This window comes from Vibrio sp. Isolate34, from assembly GCF_022397915.1.
Classification (GTDB): Bacteria; Pseudomonadota; Gammaproteobacteria; order Enterobacterales; family Vibrionaceae; genus Vibrio.
The window spans coordinates 132,507-150,096 of sequence record NZ_JAKEUO010000008.1; the positions used below are offsets into that span (position 1 = coordinate 132,507).

The 17,590-nt window shown below is 44.7% G+C and carries 12 protein-coding genes; 6 read left to right on the forward strand and 6 right to left on the reverse strand.

What is annotated here, in order from left to right; translation table 11 throughout:
* Positions 1 to 69: 69 nt before the first annotated feature.
* Both L1D22_RS11025 and L1D22_RS11030 read right to left on the reverse strand, forming a co-directional pair.
* The gene (locus L1D22_RS11025; protein ID WP_239829795.1) at positions 70 to 738 is read right to left on the reverse strand and encodes a DUF3306 domain-containing protein; all 669 of its coding nucleotides are present in this window, start codon (positions 736 to 738) and stop codon (positions 70 to 72) included.
* Positions 728 to 1,192: a DUF3305 domain-containing protein gene (locus tag L1D22_RS11030; protein WP_239829796.1), complete on the reverse strand. Its 465-nt coding sequence runs from the start codon at positions 1,190 to 1,192 to the stop codon at positions 728 to 730. The genes L1D22_RS11025 and L1D22_RS11030 overlap by 11 nt, the downstream gene beginning before the upstream one ends.
* A gap of 398 nt (positions 1,193 to 1,590) precedes the next feature.
* Here L1D22_RS11030 and fdhD point away from each other — a divergent pair, with 398 nt between their 5' ends.
* Complete coding sequence (gene fdhD / locus L1D22_RS11035; RefSeq protein ID WP_239829797.1) at positions 1,591 to 2,415, forward strand: formate dehydrogenase accessory sulfurtransferase FdhD; 825 nt, start codon at positions 1,591 to 1,593, stop codon at positions 2,413 to 2,415.
* A gap of 328 nt (positions 2,416 to 2,743) precedes the next feature.
* Complete coding sequence (locus L1D22_RS11040) at positions 2,744 to 4,633, forward strand: methyl-accepting chemotaxis protein (protein WP_239829798.1); 1,890 nt, start codon at positions 2,744 to 2,746, stop codon at positions 4,631 to 4,633.
* 133 nt (positions 4,634 to 4,766) lie between these two features.
* On the opposite strand, the gene L1D22_RS11045 is transcribed toward L1D22_RS11040, so the two are convergent.
* Positions 4,767 to 6,350 (reverse strand): ABC-F family ATPase, encoded by a 1,584-nt coding sequence (locus L1D22_RS11045; protein ID WP_239829799.1) that lies wholly within the window; start codon positions 6,348 to 6,350, stop codon positions 4,767 to 4,769.
* Positions 6,351 to 6,811: 461 nt separating this feature from the next.
* On the opposite strand from L1D22_RS11045, the gene L1D22_RS11050 reads away from it, so the two are divergent.
* Together L1D22_RS11050 and L1D22_RS11055 are read left to right on the forward strand one after the other, a co-directional pair.
* Entirely contained in the window at positions 6,812 to 9,157 is a 2,346-nt protein-coding gene (locus L1D22_RS11050; RefSeq protein ID WP_239829800.1) for an AAA family ATPase, read from the forward strand.
* A 1-nt stretch (position 9,158) separates the two neighbouring features.
* Positions 9,159 to 10,046, forward strand: a complete 888-nt coding sequence (locus L1D22_RS11055; protein WP_239829801.1) for a mechanosensitive ion channel domain-containing protein — start codon at positions 9,159 to 9,161, stop codon at positions 10,044 to 10,046.
* 135 nt (positions 10,047 to 10,181) lie between these two features.
* Here L1D22_RS11055 and L1D22_RS11060 read toward each other — a convergent pair whose 3' ends face one another.
* The 3 genes from L1D22_RS11060 to L1D22_RS11070 all read right to left on the reverse strand — a co-directional run bounded on the left by L1D22_RS11060 (position 10,182) and on the right by L1D22_RS11070 (position 15,555).
* Positions 10,182 to 11,801 (reverse strand): methyl-accepting chemotaxis protein, encoded by a 1,620-nt coding sequence (locus L1D22_RS11060; protein WP_239829802.1) that lies wholly within the window; start codon positions 11,799 to 11,801, stop codon positions 10,182 to 10,184.
* A gap of 273 nt (positions 11,802 to 12,074) precedes the next feature.
* Positions 12,075 to 14,102, reverse strand: coding sequence for a cache domain-containing protein (locus L1D22_RS11065; RefSeq protein WP_239829803.1), 2,028 nt, complete (start codon positions 14,100 to 14,102; stop codon positions 12,075 to 12,077).
* Positions 14,092 to 15,555, reverse strand: a complete 1,464-nt coding sequence (locus L1D22_RS11070) for a sigma-54 dependent transcriptional regulator (RefSeq protein WP_239829804.1) — start codon at positions 15,553 to 15,555, stop codon at positions 14,092 to 14,094. Before L1D22_RS11070 ends, L1D22_RS11065 begins: the two co-directional genes overlap by 11 nt.
* Before the next feature lie 302 nt (positions 15,556 to 15,857).
* Here L1D22_RS11070 and L1D22_RS11075 point away from each other — a divergent pair, with 302 nt between their 5' ends.
* Both L1D22_RS11075 and L1D22_RS11080 read left to right on the forward strand, forming a co-directional pair.
* Positions 15,858 to 16,664, forward strand: coding sequence for a substrate-binding domain-containing protein (locus tag L1D22_RS11075; protein ID WP_150878019.1), 807 nt, complete (start codon positions 15,858 to 15,860; stop codon positions 16,662 to 16,664).
* A gap of 223 nt (positions 16,665 to 16,887) precedes the next feature.
* Complete coding sequence (locus L1D22_RS11080; protein ID WP_239829805.1) at positions 16,888 to 17,586, forward strand: ABC transporter permease; 699 nt, start codon at positions 16,888 to 16,890, stop codon at positions 17,584 to 17,586.
* The last annotated feature ends 4 nt before the right edge of the window (positions 17,587 to 17,590 follow it).

Genomic DNA, 17,590 nt, shown 5'->3' on the forward strand with positions numbered 1-17,590 from the left:
TGAACAATAAAAAAACCGCTTGGGACATTTTGTCGCAAGCGGCTCATTGAGTGTTTAGTCAAAATGTACCTATTCTTTGTGTGGTATATTTTGTCCCACCTCTTTTAAGTCATCTTCTATAGATTCGGTATCGTTATTATTCGGCACTGTGTTTTTATACAGTTCTTTTTCTTGCCCGGTAATTTCGTCACTTTCAGCAAGCTCTGATTCCGCTTCTTCAACGTTATCAACTGAGTCTTCTTCTTTATTTTCAATATCTTGAGACGATTCCTCAGCTGGTTCTTCTTCCGTCTTATCTTTGACCCAATCACGTAATGTTTCAGCGACATCTTCGGAAAGTGACTTAAGATTGCTGTAATCATCATCATAATCATCTAAGCCATCACGCACATTAAACTCCTCTGAGAGGAATAATTTACGCAATGCGGCTTTTTTTACGCTTTCTGAGGCTTCTGATACCAATAGTTGAGCAACAGACAAATCTTCACTTGCTTCTGTTACTCCATCTTGTGTGGCTTCAATCTCAGTATCTGGAGCGTTTTCTAATGACTCAGATGTTTCTACGTCAGCAGAAGAAAGTGCATCAGACGAAGTTTCAGAAGTTGGAGTCTCTGAGGGCGTCACTTGAACATCTTCAAGCTTTTGTTCGGTTTCTAATGTTTGTTCTGCTTGTGGCGCTTGATCGGCAGAGTCATCGAGTTTTCGTTGAGACCAACGGCTAAAGAAATTAGTTGCCATTTGATCTGCCCGCCCCTTTGCGTTTCTTACGTCTTGCCTCTAACAACTCACCATGACGGCCGATAAAGGCTTCCATCCAGGCCTGTACAGGCAAAGGCATGTCGTAAGACAGTACTTGGTTATCTCCGTCCATGTATTGCCCTGCAACGGTTTGTGAGGCTGTCAGCAATTGAATGATTGGCTTAACGCCTGAATCGACATTATCCATCACTAAGAAAAGCTTTGGCTGCTGAGAGCTTAAATTGAATCGGTAGTCAGTACGCTCGTCTTTGTGTAACTGAAGCAAACACACGTCTTGAGTATCGTCTTCTGGTGACAGTTCAAATCCGGTCAATTCCCATTGAGTGGTAACCCAGATACCCGTTTTGATCTCTTTCTCTATTCTTTGGACGCCGATAGGCCAAGCTGCTTCTGTTTTCTCATATTGTTCTTTGAATTCTTTTGTCTCAGACATACTTCACCCAATTGATTTTCTTTGGTCTGAACGCACTTAGGACATTTTGTACTGAGCGCAATCATATAAGCCCTATAAAGCAATAAACACGCCAATAACCGCTAACCTATATCAACAAACATCGCTGCTTTTGTTAATCAGTCACCCTTATAACGGTAGTCGATACGCGCAAATTCAGACAGCTCTACCCGTGAACTCTCATATTTTGCTCTATTTTAATCGAATGCTTCATGTTTTCTCGAATAGCCGCTATTTTGGAATGAGAATTGCTAAATGCTTGAGTTAAAGCTAAGACTGACTAAGAGACAGAGAACGCATGTATTCTAAAGAGTCGTATGATGACTCTTGCCTAACTTCTTATCTCTTAAAATCGCTATCTCATTAAGTAGGACGTGACTGTGGTAAAACCAAACATAATAAAAACCAGTGAAAACCCACTTCAGACCATCGAAGTTGAAGTGTTTGATGAATATGGCGAAAAGCTAACAAAACAAATTGCGTGCGAGCGCCCTCTTACCGTGATGTTGAACTGGAAAGAGATCGTAACGCTGATGACATTAGGCTCGCGCCCGGAAGCGTTAGTCCTAGGTTATTTGAAAAACCAAAGCTTCCTGTCTGACCCAGAAGCCGTTGAATCAATCATCATCGATTGGGAAACCAGCTCTGCAGCGGTTATTACCAAAGAAGATACCAGCCAACTTGAACAAGCATTGAAGAAGAAGACCGTAACGTCTGGTTGTGGCCAAGGCACCATGTATGGCAACGTGATGAAGCAGTTGGAAGATTACCAAGTGCCTCAAACCAAGATTAAGCAATCTGAAATCTACACAGCTCTAGAAGCGCTGACTCATTACAACGACACCTACAAAAAAGCGGGTGCCGTTCATGGTTGTGCTGTTTGCAAAGACGATCAAGTGTTGTCGTTTGTGGAAGATGTAGGCCGTCACAATGCGGTTGATACCCTAGCGGGTGAGATGTGGCTTAACAAAGAAAATGGCGCAGATAAGATCTTCTACACCACAGGTCGTCTAACCTCTGAAATGGTCATCAAAGTAGCGCAAATGGGTATTCCTGTTCTGCTATCACGTTCAGGTGTCACACAAATGGGCTTAGACTTAGCACAGAAGTTTGGCATTACGACGATCGCTCGTGCTAAAGGCTTGCGCTTCCAAGTATTTACTGGTGCAGACAAGGTTAGCTTTGATGTCAAAGGCGATCAGTAAACCACCAGTAAGCGTCAAATAGTGCTTATCTAATGATTAATGGTGCAGATTCGTATCAGAGGCTGCACCTCTTGTTTGCCATTTATCCTACTTTCCTCCTTATCCGATTCTCTCATACCCTTATAACTATTGACCTACCATCAAGATTATCTACTTTCTATAATGCGCCTACAAAACCTTTGAATTAATAAGGTGTTAATCCTATTCAATCTAATTTCTTGCTTTAACAACCCCATAGGCTATTAGTTACATATCCATCACTTAAATGTATCTTATAACTATTAAACATAGATGGATATGAAATGTCATCGGCTAAAGGGAGTTAACCATGAACAATCCATTGGAATCTCAGCATCGTTTGCTGTCTCTTTCTATTCGCAGTAAGTTTATTTTAATCAACCTCACCCTGTTTATTTCTGTTTTTATCTATGCCATCTACGAGCAATTCAGCTTAGACAAATTGGAATCATTGGAGATCGCTGCGACCGAAAACCTCAGAAGCTCAGTTGATTTATTAACGCTTAGGCGACATGAGAAAGACTTCTTGTCCCGACACGATCAAAAATACGCAGAGCGTTTCGATAAAACCGCCGACACATTGAATCAAAGATTGGTGACGTTGAACCAAACCTTAACCTCGCACGAACTTCACCTGACCGATAAAATGACAAAGATCTCCGATACCCTTCATCAGTACCAGAAACAGTTCCACCAGATCGTCAATCAAGTGAACGACATTGAACGCACAACCCCACCTTTGGGCTTTGTCGCAGCTCTCGATGGAAAAAGAACAGCGCTGAAATCAGTAATCGAATCAGAATCAAGTTTGGCACTAGAACTTGCGTTATTAGAGCTGACCGAAAAAGACTTTCATTACCTCGCACATATTAATAGCCAAACGAATGCAGCGTTAACCAACGCTCTTGTTGAGTTTGAACCCTACTCCCAAACTTCGATTGCGACTGAACAAGCCTATTCCGAATATAAGGCTGCGGTTGAAACGTTGTTGATTGCTAACAGCAATCTAGGTTTGTCTGCAGAGTTGGGGCTTAGAGGCGACTTACGTAGCAATGTTCATCAAACGGAACAAGCCATTGAAGAAGTGCAGAATGAGATAAGCCAAGCGATTACAGCAGCAGTTAAGCACACACAAAACATGTTGCATCTGTTTGGCGCCGCTATCGTCGCTCTGCTTTCTCTGTTATTGGTGTTCATCGGTCGCAACATCCTAGGTCGTATCAAAGCGATAAACGTGATGATGGAGTCAATTGCCAACGGAGATGGCGATTTAACGGTTCGAATGAATGCTAAAGGCACCGACGAGCTAGCGCAACTAGCGCATTCGTTCGATACCTTCATCAATAAGCTGCATGGCAATATTAAAGAGTTGTCTGGTGTGATGACGGTGTTGACCGATAGTTCGTGCAGCTCTGAAGAAGCGGCAATCAAAAGTATGAGTAATGCTGAAAAGCAGAAGCAACAATCTGAATCAGTAGCGACGGCAGTTAATGAGCTGGTGATGACCAGCAATGAGGTTACTGCGAACATAGAAAATGCAGCAGCCAATGCCGAGAAGATCAAAGACAACGCACATCAAGCGCTTCAAGAAACACAATCAACCAACGACAGTATTAATGTCTTGGTAGAAAACATCGCAGAATCGCAAGATTTAATTGTGCAGTTGGAAGAGCAAAGCCGTGAGATCAATCAGGTCGTTACGACTATTCAGGGGATTGCAGAACAAACCAACCTACTTGCCCTTAACGCCGCGATTGAAGCAGCACGTGCTGGCGACCATGGACGAGGCTTTGCTGTCGTGGCGTCTGAAGTGAGAGAGCTTTCACTAATGACTAACGACTCGACTCATCAGATTGAATCGACTATCCATGGTTTGACGTCCGGTATTGCCAAGACTGTCGCTAAGATGTCGGCAAGCTTAGAACAAACCGAACAAGTTAAGCACCAAACTAAAGATGTGGTTAACGCGATTGAAGGAATACACTTTCAGGTTGGGGAGATGTTCGACTTGAACAGCCAGATTGCGACTGCGTCTGAAGAGCAATCCATGGTATCTGCGGAGATCGACCGAAACATCAGCGACATCGCTCACCTTGCCAGTGATACCTATACCGTAGTTTCTGGATCAGTACGTTGCAGTGAACAGGTGTCAAACGTTAGTGTGAAGCTAGAGAAGATTGTCGCGCAGTTTAAGTACTAGTGATTAACGCAAGCAAGTTGATTTATTGGGAATCGAAAAACAAAAGGCCTCTACCTGATTGCTAAGATAGAGGCCTTTCTAATTTTGAATACGCACTAACGTGTTATTACGTATCAGCTCTCGCTACACGGTATTAGCCACGTGCTTTCAAGAACTCAGCGTAAGTGCCGCGGAAATCGTTGATCTTGCCATCTTTGATTTCAAGGATACGAGTTGCTAGAGAGTCTACGAATACACGGTCGTGAGATACGAAGAACAATGTGCCTTTGTAGTTCTCAAGAGCCAAGTTAAGCGCTTCGATAGATTCCATATCCATGTGGTTCGTTGGTTCATCCATAAGAAGGATGTTTGGCTTGTGCATCATGATCTTACCAAGAAGCATACGACCTTGCTCACCACCAGAGATAACCTTTACAGACTTCTTGATGTCGTCTTGGCCAAACAGCATACGACCTAGGAAGCCACGAACAACTTGCTCGTCTTCGCCTTCTTGGCGCCATTGGCTCATCCAATCAAACAGGTTCATGTCTGTCTCGAAATCGTGTGCGTGATCTTGATCGTAGTAACCGATGTTTGAGTTTTCAGACCACTTGTACTCACCAGTGCGTGGCTCTAGAGCGCCAGCTAGCGTGTTAAGTAGTGTTGTTTTACCTACACCGTTTTCACCGATGATAGCAACACGCTCACCTACTTCGAAAATACCGTCGAACTTGTTGTATAGGTCTTCTTCAAAACCTTGAGATAGGTTTTCAACCACAAGTGCGTTACGGAATAGCTCTTTAGACTGTTCGAAACGGATGAATGGGTTTTGACGGCTAGACGCTTTAACTTCGTCTAGTTGGATCTTGTCGATTTGCTTAGCACGAGACGTTGCTTGCTTCGCTTTAGATGCGTTAGCAGAGAAACGAGAAACGAACGTTTGAAGTTCAGCAATTTGTGCTTTCTTCTTAGCGTTGTCAGACAGTAGACGTTCACGCGCTTGAGTCGCAGCCGTCATGTACTCATCGTAGTTACCTGGGAATAGACGAAGTTCGCCGTAATCAAGGTCAGCCATGTGTGTACAAACAGAGTTTAGGAAGTGACGGTCGTGCGAAATGATGATCATTGTGCAGTTACGTTGGTTTAGCGTATCTTCCAACCACTTGATGGTGTCCATATCCAGGTTGTTCGTTGGTTCGTCAAGAAGCATGATATGCGGGTCTGCAAACAGTACTTGAGACAATAGAACACGAAGTTTCCAACCTGGTGCTACTTCGCTCATCAGACCGAAGTGCATAGATTCTTCAATACCTACAGCAAGAAGAAGCTCACCCGCTTTCGCTTCTGCCATGTAACCGTCCATTTCAGCGAACTGAACTTCAAGGTCGGCTACTTTCATGCCGTCTTCTTCGCTCATTTCTGGCAAAGAGTAAATGCGGTCACGCTCTTGCTTAATAGCCCAAAGCTCTTTGTGACCCATGATAACCGTGTCGATTACCGTGAATTCTTCGTAAGCAAATTGGTCTTGGTTTAGCTTAGCAACGCGCTCGTTTGGATCGTAGCTTACGTTGCCAGAAGTCGGCTCTAGTTCACCAGATAGGATCTTCATGAACGTCGATTTACCACAGCCATTCGCGCCGATTAAACCGTAGCGGTTGCCTTCGCCGAACTTAACTGAAATATTTTCGAAAAGTGGCTTAGCGCCGAATTGTTGGGTGATATTTGCTGTGGAGATCAATGCCTTTACCTTTTTAATGTGAAAAACGCCGCAACGTTACTTGTTCAGGGCTTTAACTGCAAGTATTGATTGCAATTACCCGCTAATAAGTGAGCGATAACCTAGCTAAATCATAGTTTGAGATAACTCACATTTTTGATTTCTATTTATAGAGCGATAAATAGACAAACTGTGCAACATATAAAGTATTAAGCCACTGAGTAAAATCCGCCTTATATAAAGACATATCTCTTATAAATAATTCAATATATCGCATAACAATCCGTTAAAACCAAAGCTTCTTTATACATAGCTATTCACAGCACCCTCTAATGCACAAATACTAGTCTAACGCCTGACAGTTTCATGATAAAACACCAAGATTCGGGGATAAAGTACTCGCCCTCATTAATGCATGAGATTTCACAAAGCTAGATTATCTAACTATAGTAATCCTAACCTCATAATTCTAAGAGACTTTTATGCGTTCATTACCGCGCTTCTTATTCCTCATATTAGCCATGCTCTCATGGCCGAGTCATGCCAACTTGGAATATGAATTACAATCACAACCTCAGGTCTCTCACATTGCCCAAGATCTGAGTAATCGTATCGATGAGCTTCCCGACCTTCTTTTTATGGAGGCGTCAGATAAGCGCAAGGTAAACCTATTGCTCGCTGAAGTGCTACGTGTTCAGAATCAGCAAATAGCAACGTTCGATAAACGACTTAAGGCCTATCGTGAAAACAGCGAGCCAAAACAGTGGTTCGATGTAGAGTCTAGCTACGTCACGTTGAACAGTTTGAATGTGAGCAAGCAGCACTTATTGGAGCAAAGCACCACAAGCAACAGAGAACGCTTGACCGGTTTTGGTCCTTACGGTGTTACCCAGTTCAAGCAAGAGTGGGAACTGACAAAGCTAAACGTCGAATACTTGGTGTATTTCCAAATACGCAGCTTCAAAGCGCTTATTAAAGACATCTTTATTTCTCCGGTTCCTGTGATTGGTGCAGCGTTAAAAGTGCTGTTCATCTATTTTGCGCTGGTGTGGTGGCTAGCGAACAGTAAAAGGTTGATCGAACTGTTTCGTGTTAACCTGCTTGAAGCGAAACCAAACCCTCCATTCCTGATTCGTTTAATTTGGTATGTGAGCCGTGCGGATAGAGCCATTGCTTGGTTAATTGCTATCACCCTGTCTCTGCGTGTGCTATCAAGTATCCCTAGCCTGCAACATCTGATATTCCTTGAGATCTTCACGTGGTGGATTTTAGGTGGCTCGATCGCAATCAGCTTCATTCTTGAGTTTGCATACCGCATGGGACGTACCTCAAACAAAGAAGTCATTGCGCTACGTCTTTCAACGATTCGCCGTTACGTATGGAGTTCCATTGTTGCTGGTGTGATTCTGCAAATCTCAAGCATCACGCTGGGTAAAGGCACCATCTACAGTTGGATTTACAGCGTTCTATTCTTTTGGTTTGTGTTGGTGACCATCTCGGTACTTCGATTATGGAGAGCGAAGGTATTCAATAGCCTAGAACATATCTCTGATCGCCCCGTGTGGGTTAATTGGGCGGTGAATCGCCAAGATACTTTTTTACTTAATATCATCGCGACTACGCTTGGTATTGCTTGGTTGAGTGTTTATCACTTCCAGCATCGCATCATGTCGCTGCTTTCAAACTACACAGTATTCAGTCAAGCACTGGCTTATCTGTTTAGGATTGAAGTCGCTAAGCAGTCTGACCTCGATAAGAATCAGAAAAACTTAGTGCGTATTAAAGGCGATCAAACATACGAATACATTCTACCTGGATCCATCGACAGTGAGCTGATTGACTATGCGGGCGATGAAGTGAAACAGTTGTCTCGCTATCTGATGTCTGACAGCCCTGCGATTTGTATTTTGTCGGGCGAGCGTGGCGTTGGTTCAACGACTTTACTTTACACCCTATTGCACAAGGTATCGAACGCAGAGCCTATCTACGTAAGTTGCCCTTATGCGGGTTACCAAGAGCTGCTTTGTCACCTAGCGGTGAGTATTGGTTTAGAAGAGGAAGCGACTGAGATTCAAATTTTGGCGCACCTACGTAAGAGTGAAACAACTTACTTAATCGCAATTGATAATGCGCAGCGCCTTGTTAAACCTATGGTTGGCGGCCTATCTGATTTGATTCGTTTAACCAACTTGTTGCGTCGTTCTAAAAAGAACCACCGCATTGTGATGTCGATTGCGAAATCGAGCTGGCGCTTTGTAGACAGAGCGCGTGGTGAGCGTCTGTTGTTTGATTTGGTGTGCTTCCTACCTCGCTGGACAGAGAAGCAAGTCGGTGAACTGCTAACAAGCCGTATTAACACACAATTAGAAAAGCCACTGTCGTTCGATGGTTTGGTCGTTCCTAAACAGTGGGACCAAGATGAGATGTCAGAGGAAGAGCGCGCGCGCCAAGGCTTCTATCGCATCTTGTGGCACTACTCAGACGGTAACCCGACTGTGGCACTGCGTTTCTTCCGTTTGTCTTTGAATCGAAACAAAGAGACGGATCAGGCCGTCGTGAGACTGTTCCACGTGCCTGAAGCACAAGAGTTGGAAAACATGCCGAAGCCTATGTTGGCTGTGTTGCGCTCTATCGTGCAACTGGAGATTGCGTCTCCTGAGGTACTGTCTGAGTGTACTCAGTTAAGCATTGCGGAAATAACCGGGATTCTGCGCTACTTTGAGAGCCGTGGTTACATTGGTTGGAATGAAGACAAGGCAAGAATCTCTGATCACTGGTTCCGTCACATTACTAACGTTCTCGACCGTCAACATTTATTGGTGAAGTAAAATGAAGAAGTTATTTGTCCTATTACTTGTTGGCTTGGCGACGGCGGTAAGTTTCCCGACTTACGCAACGGAAGAGTTAGCCAATGTAGAAAACATCTCGAAGATTGCTAGCTTGATAAGGTGGAGTGGCGTGTTCTTCTCCATCCTCGTCATTGCCGCGATGTGGTTATTGCTTAAGTTCATCAACTCGATGGTGACGAGCTTTGGTAGCCAGTTCGTGCAATACCGAATGCTGCTGCAAAAGCTTCAGTCGTTTATGCAGTTCTTCATCTATGTGAGCACGGGTCTTATCGTGTTCATGATGAGCTTTAGAATCAATGACCAAATACTGGCTCTGATTGGTGGTACCCTCGCCGTGTCTGTCGGTTTTGCACTGAAAGATTTGGCAGCATCATTCATCGCCGGTATCACGGTAATGATTGATAGACCGTTCCAAGTTGGTGACCGCGTCACGTTCGAAGGTAACTACGGCGACATTATCACTATAGGCTTACGTTCTGTGCGTATGAGAACCTTGAATGACGACATCATTACAATTCCGAACAACAAGTTCTTAAACGAAGTGACCACCAGTGGTAACTATGGCGCGTTGGATATGCAAGTGGTGATTCCGTTTTACGTCGGTATGGATGAGGACATCACCCTCGCCCGTGATCTGATACAAGAAGCGGCCTCTTCAAGTCGCTACATCCACTTACCAAAGCCCGTGACTGTTCTGGTTAAACAGACGATCACCGACAACTACCTTGCGATACAGTTGACGTGTAAGGCTTATGTGGTGGACACCATGTATGAGAAATTGTTTGAAACCGACATTACCCTGCGTGTAATGAAAGAGTTTAAGAAGCACAACATCAACCCACCGAAGATTTCAGTGGCAGCGCATTAATTGCAATTGGTTTAACGCTTGGAGAGTGAATTAATCTCCTAGTCAGCGACAAACGAAAACACCTCCGAACTTATCTCAAGTGCGGAGGTGTTTTTTATGAGGCTTTATCTGTGGTAACGCTTAGTGGTTTTGGGTTTACACCTTAAAGTACTTTAACTGTTCAGTTAGGTGCTCTGTGGTATTGGCCATTTTTTGGCTGTCTTCCGCGAGCGATTGTGAGGCTTGCAGAACTTCATTAGCCGCTAAGTGAATGCCAGTGACACTTTCACTCATTTCCGTCGCTACTGTGCTCTGTTGTTCCGACGCTGCGGCAATCTGAGCCACCATGTCATTAGCGTTGTGCAGTTCATTCACTATGACATCCAGTTGTTGCCGTGTTTCGTTAGAAGCGACGACACTGTGATCGACTTTCTCATTACTGCTTTGCATCGCTTTAAAGGTACGTTCAGCTTGCTGAGTCAGCTTCTCAATAGTTGATTGCACTTCATTGGTCGAGTTCTGAGTACGACTCGCAAGGTTACGCACTTCATCAGCCACAACCGCGAAGCCCCTACCTTGCTCACCCGCACGTGCCGCTTCTATTGCTGCATTCAGTGCCAACAAGTTTGTTTGTTCTGATACATCACGAATCACACCAACAACTTGGCTAATCTCAGTCACACCAGATTGCAGATCTTTGACTAGGTTATTCGCTGTCGAGATGTTCTCTGAAACCTGAGAGATGGTTGTCGACGTAAGCTGCATGTTCTCGTCGTTCTGATTTGCATGGTCGACGACCTTATTGGTGCTTGCGGCTGTGTTCTCTGCATTGACTGCTACATCTGAGATAGTCGCACTCATTTCTGTCATCGCCGTCGACAGTAATTCCAGCTGCGCATGTTGCGAGTTAACACTGGTTGCAGCCTCTTCACTGGCTTGTGCAATGTGACTTGCCATGTTGCTCGATAAGTCCGCCGATTCATTGGCAGTGCGAAGTGTGCTTTGCAGTTTATCAAGCATGGTATCGATTTGATGGCTCATATCACCTAGCTCATCTTTACGTGTCATGTTCATGCGTACACGAAGGTCGCCATCAGCGATCTTATGGGTGTTATCGATAAGCTTATTTAGTGGCACAAGGATGTTGTTGGAAATCGCGTAGCCCATCGCGAACAGTAAGCCTGACAAAACAACCGCTACCATTCCTTCCTTAATGGCTAAGGCATAAAACGCCTCTTGGATATCCGCGACTAAGATTCCAGAGCCGATAACCCAGTTCCATTCTGGAAACAGCTGAACGTATGAGATCTTGTCTTTGAGTTCGCCTTGAGGGCTCATCCATTGGTAATCAAGAAAGCCTTTCTCTTCTGGTGTACGAGATATGGTGACCATTTCTCGCCAGTGATGCTTACCTGCGCCGTCTCTCAGGTTGCCGGCATTGGTGCCATTGAGTTCTGGCTTTAACGGATGGCTGATGATGTTGAGCTGCTGGTTAAGAATCCAGAAGTAATTGGTGTTGTCATAGCGAAGCGTCTTGATGGCTTGTAGCGCACGATCCTTTGCGACCTCTTCACCCAGTATACCGCGTTGGCTGTAATAATAGCTTGCCAAACTTACCGCGGTTTCGACTTGTGCACTGAGTTTATCTTGTCGCTCTTCCATAGAGCTCGCTCGCTGCTGCATTAAATTAAAGGTTGATGCCATTACCAGTAGAACGACCGATAAAATGACGATGGAGACGAGTTTTGACTTGATAGATAGGTTACTTAATTTCATAGCTGACTGACTTTATTATTTGTTTTGATTATGGATTTTCGACCAAGTTATCAAAAATTCGTACAGTTCAGATGATATGCTTCAAGATCGAAAGATATACACTGTGTTACATAACCAAAAAGAGGTATACGTCAAACAGGCAGAGGTTGAGGTTTGGCTAGCGATAGATTAGTAGTGCGGAATTTTCGTGCTTGGGCTAAAACGTTCATGTAATAGCCCAAGCGCGTTAGAAATATTATCGGGTGATAATATCGGTGAATTGGTATTTAGAACTTATAGATTTGATACGAGCAATTGAGGTGTGGCCTTTTGTTGAAGATAGATACTAAAGCGGCTTCCTTTACCGACTTCAGATTCAACACGGATCTCGCCGCCGGTTTGGCTCAAGATACTTTGAGAAACCGATAGGCCTAAGCCTGTACCATCTCTCTTGGTCGTATAGAAAGGCGAGAAAATACGTTTCAGCTGCTCTTCCTTGATGCCGCAACCTTCATCTTCCACATGAACAATCGCACCATGAGACACGCCATTCTCTACCCAGTCTTCACTTGAGATCGTCAATGTGCCCTGTCCGTCCATTGCGTGAATCGCGTTCATCTGGAGGTTAACCAGAATTTGCAACAATTGGTTGCGGTTAACTTCGACAGACGTTTTCGCGTGCAACTGTGATACGTACACAATGCCTTTCTTTTTGGCGCCCGTTTTTACAAGCGTAATGCTCTCATCAACGATTGGGTTGATGTGTTGCCAAGTGATCTCATCTTGTACACCGCCATGTCGGCTGTATTGAAGCAGGCTTCGTGTGATGTTTCGGATACGGTCAATCTGCTCCATGATGGCGTGGACTTCTTCTTCCACACGGCTCACTTCATCACCCAACTCAAATTTCATGAGTTCAACGTTGCCAAGAATCACAGCGGTTGGGTTATTGATCTCATGGGCAATGCCCGCGGTCAATTCACCTAGCGCAGCTAACTTTTCATTCACCACCAGCTTATCTCTGGCTTGATTGAGCAGTTTGATGTGCAGTTCGAGCTCTTCAGTTTTCTCTTTCAAGCTCGCCGTACGTGAGTGAACTTTGCATTCCAGTTCAGAAGCCGCTTGTTGAATCTCTTGATTACGTTCATGGAGTAAGTCCAACATTTTGTCGAACTGCTTAGCAAGCAATGTGAGCTCGTGTTGATCATCTAACCCGAGTGTGCCAATTCGTTTGTCTTGCCCCATCTGGACTAGTTTGACTACTTTATGGATGCGTTCGATTGGGTTGAAAAGATCACGTGCACCGCGGTGAACGATCAAACCGGAAGCCAACAAGAGCAGCACAATGGTAATGCTGATTTCGCCAAGGTTAGTCAGATACGTTTCGATAAGCGGCCAAATCAGATAACCGGTATAAAGCATGCCAATCACGTTATCGAACTGGTCATGTATGGGTTGATAAGCGGTGATGTACCACGCGTCATAAACATACGCACGATCTAACCATTCTTTGCCTTCGTTTAAGACTTTGGAATGAACTTCGTGCGAGACTCGCGTACCAATCGCGCGCCCTGCGCTGTCTTCACTGCTTAAAGGTACATTGGTGCTTACACGAAGGTCATCAAGGAACACGGTCACGGTACCAATACGGCGGTTGAACCCATCGCGCTGCGGATAGATCAGGTTGCTGATTTGATCGACAAGCTGTGTGCTGTTGTTGAGCAGAATACCGCCATCAAGAAATCCAATCACATGTTCGTTCTTATCTCGAATGGAAACTACGGTGCGACTGACCAAGCCTCGTGTTTCAACGCTCTTCCCTTTGAGCATTGGCACTTCAGCTTTCTTTGCGAGATCACGATCTAAGGTATTGAGTTCATCTTGACTCAATACGCTGAAAAACGATTCTTTGTGGGTCAGGTTTAAGTATTCGAGCTTTTTCTCCATGCTCTCGACACTGCGCCAGCGAAGAAAGTCGAGTTCATAGCGAGATTTGTTTTCAGAAACCCAACGAATAAGATCCTCTTGCGAAAGATCACTCGCGAGTTTGACTCGGAAATTGTAAGACTCGGCAAATGCTCGAACGTTGTAAGCCTGTTGGCTTTGAATCAGATGAATACTGTTATCCGCTACGTCTAGGCGCTCTTCGACATCGATCAACGCACCCTGCCACGTGTAATGAACCGACCAATACAGCGTGATAGCAACAAGTGCACACAACGTAAGAATGATCGGCGCAGATGTCAGAAACAATAAGCGGTAACGTACCATGGTCTTGAAGCGGAACGCCCACTTTGACCACCACTGACGTCTAATCGGCATATTCAGAGCCTTCTGTATTCCAATCTTTGTATTTACGCTCTAGCGTTTTACGTGCAACGCCAAGATCTCTTGCTGCAGCAGACTTATTGCCATCATGGAAACTTACCAACTGTTCTATATGAGATTTTTCCACTTCTTTGAGCGTCCAAGTGTTTGGGTAGCCCTCTGCGGCGTCTGCGTTATTCAAGTTTGGCACTTCCGCACCGTGTGACACTGTCACTGAAATACTAGCAGGAGCCGGGTCGCCATTCACTTCACGCCAATAGTGAGCTGGTGGCTTGTCTAATAGAATGCAGCGTTCTACTAAGTTCTTAAGCTCACGGACATTACCCGGCCATTCGTATTCGTTCATCGCCAAGATGTCTTCATGTGCCCAGTTTGGAACGGGCATGCCAAGCTCACTCGATAATAGACGGGTGAAATATGGAACCAGCTCAATCAGATCCGATGGACGCTCTCTTAGTGGCACTACATCAATCTTCAATACATTCAATCGATAGAACAGATCGCGACGGAAGTGTCCTTTATCGACCTCTTCTTGAAGGTTACGGTTGGTCGCTGCAACGACACGTACATCAACTGCGATCTCTTTTTCACTGCCGACAGGTCGGATTGTGCGTTGTTCTAACACACGTAAAAGCGCAGCTTGCATTGGCAGTGGCATTTCACCAATCTCATCAAGGAAAAGTGTGCCGCCGCTCGCCACTCTGAATAAACCTTCACGGTTCTTCTTGGCACCAGTAAACGCGCCAGAGGTGTGACCAAACAATTCACTTTCGAGAAGTTCAGGAGCAATAGCACCACAGTTAATTGGTACAAACGGCCCTGTTCGCTTGCTGGCTTCATGCACGCCACGTGCAACCAATTCTTTACCCGTGCCCGACTCACCTTCAATAAGAACCGATGCTCTTGATGGCGCGAACTGGCTGATAAGTAGCTTTAGCTGTTTGGTTTTGTCGGAACTGCCGATTAGCTCGGTTTTAATATGACGGCTAACATCGCGCTTCAACGCGTATTGCATTCTTTGGTCTAAGCGTTTGTCCATGCAGCGAAGAACAGCTTGTATCATCTGCTCTAGGTTGAACGGTTTTAGGATGAAGTCAGAAGCGCCAAGCTTCAGTGCCGAGATGGTCATCTCTAAATCGGCATAGCCGGTCATGAAAATCACATCAGCTTTTCGGTCACTGTCGTTAAAGGCTTCTTCCCATTCAATACCAGAACGGCCTGGAAGGTTGATATCGAGAACAATGAGGTCGAAGTGTTCGTTACAACGCAGAACTTCAGCTTCTTCTACTGAACCAGCGCTCGACACCTTGCCAAAGTACTTACCTAGTGCTTTCTTAAGAATTGCCTGCATCCCAATTTCATCATCAACAACCAAGACAGAAAATGCCTGATATTGAGTCAATGTGCTTGAATTGAGATGGGACGTACTTGAACTAGGTAAAGACATAATGATCAGCCGATAGGGAAAGTTGGGACAGAGTGTACCAATTAACCTTTTGATCAACAGGGTCAAAGTGCGACATTTTGTCCTAGCTCATGTTTTGATTCATTTTATAGGGTCAAATGGCGCAGTTTTGTCCGAAATAACAGCAATTTAATGAAATCTGATGCATCATTTATTGGCATTAAGCTTGCTTATAAGGTGATGATTTCTAATTACAAGAATTAGCATCTTATGTACATGCCCTTCCTTGAGCCCTTTAAAACGAAGGCATGTCATTCATTTATAACAGAATGGACATAATAATAATGAAAGCAATTCCCCTAACTATTGCAGCTCTATCTATCGTCAGTTACTCGGCTAGCAGCGCAGAAGACACCACGCATATCAAGCTTGCGACAACGACAAGCACATATCACTCTGGCCTACTGGATTACCTACTGCCTGAATTCGAAAAAGATTCTGGCATTAAAGTAGATGTTCTAGCTGCGGGTACCGGTAAATCTCTTCGCATGGGTGAAAATGGCGATGTAGATTTGGTGATGACTCACGCACCAAAGGCTGAAGCGAACTTTGTTGAAAAAGGCTACGGCGTTTTACCTCGTAAACTGATGTACAACGACTTTGTGATTGTAGGCCCTCAAAGCGACCCAGCAAAAATTGAATCTCAAAAAGCGGTAGCTGATGTGTTCAAAGCAATCGCAACCAACAACGTGACGTTTGTGTCTCGTGGTGACGATTCAGGTACGCACAAGAAAGAGATGGGCATTTGGGCACAGACCAAAATGGAACCAAACTTTGGTGGCTACCGCAGTGTTGGTCAAGGCATGGGCCCTACTCTGAACATGGCGTCTGAAATGCAAGGCTACACCATGACAGACCGTGGCACGTGGTTGGCTTACCAAAACAAACTGGATCTTAAAATCCTTTTCCAAGGCGATAAGAACCTATTTAACCCTTACCAAGTAATCCTTGTTAACCCAGAGCGCTACCCAAGCATTAACTACCAAGCAGCGAAAGTATTCAGTGATTGGTTGGTGAACCCTAAAGGTCAGAAACTGATTAACGACTTTAAACTGCACGGCAAACAGCTGTTTGTAGCCAGCGCAGAGTAGTTTTTCGTCAGCGTAGATTCGTTTATAGCAAGCTGAGAATGGTTTGTTGTAAGTGCTAATTCCAATCAGCACTGCGCTTAACTAATCCGTTAACTGAAGAAATTAACTGAAGCGATTAAAGAAACAATAGCTGGCCAATATAGGCTCAATAATATTGAGTCAGCTATGATTAACATCAGTCATTACCGATAAAGACCTATTATCGATTCATACGAGATACTTCATGACCCTATGGCAAACAACGCTTGATGCATTGAATTTACTAGTCAGTTTTGACCACGAATTGTGGCAAATCGTCGCGGTATCCTTCAGCGTATCTTTGTCCGCCATTTCATTGGTGATTATTCCTGCAATCATCATGGCTTTCATCTTGGCTTATACCGAATTCCCTGGTAAATGGGCGCTGCTGTCGGTGATAAACACCTTACAAGCTATCCCTACCGTGGTTATTGGTTTGCTAATGTACATGATGCTGTCTCGTTCCGGCCCATTAGGTGATTGGCAATTGCTGTTCACTCAAAAGGCGATGATTCTGGGTCAGATGCTGATCTGCTTCCCAATACTAGTTGCTATGATGCACGGTGCGCTGCAAGCCAGTGACCGCCGAGCGGTAGAAACGGCGCGCACTCTTGGAGTTTCAACCACTCGAGTTGCGTGTACCTTGATCTGGGAAACCCGTTTTCCTCTACTTGCAGCTGCCATTGCGGCATTCTCTCGTATCGTAACTGAGGTGGGTTGTTCAATGATGGTCGGTGGCAACATTATGGGAATGACTCGAAATATCCCAACGGCTATTGCTATGGAAAGCCACAAAGGCGCATTCGCTCAAGGTGTCGCGCTAGGCATGGTTTTATTGGCATTGGCATTAGCCCTTAACTTTTTCCTTTCCAGTGTGAGAGGAAAAGGCTATTTAAGAACTTAGGAAC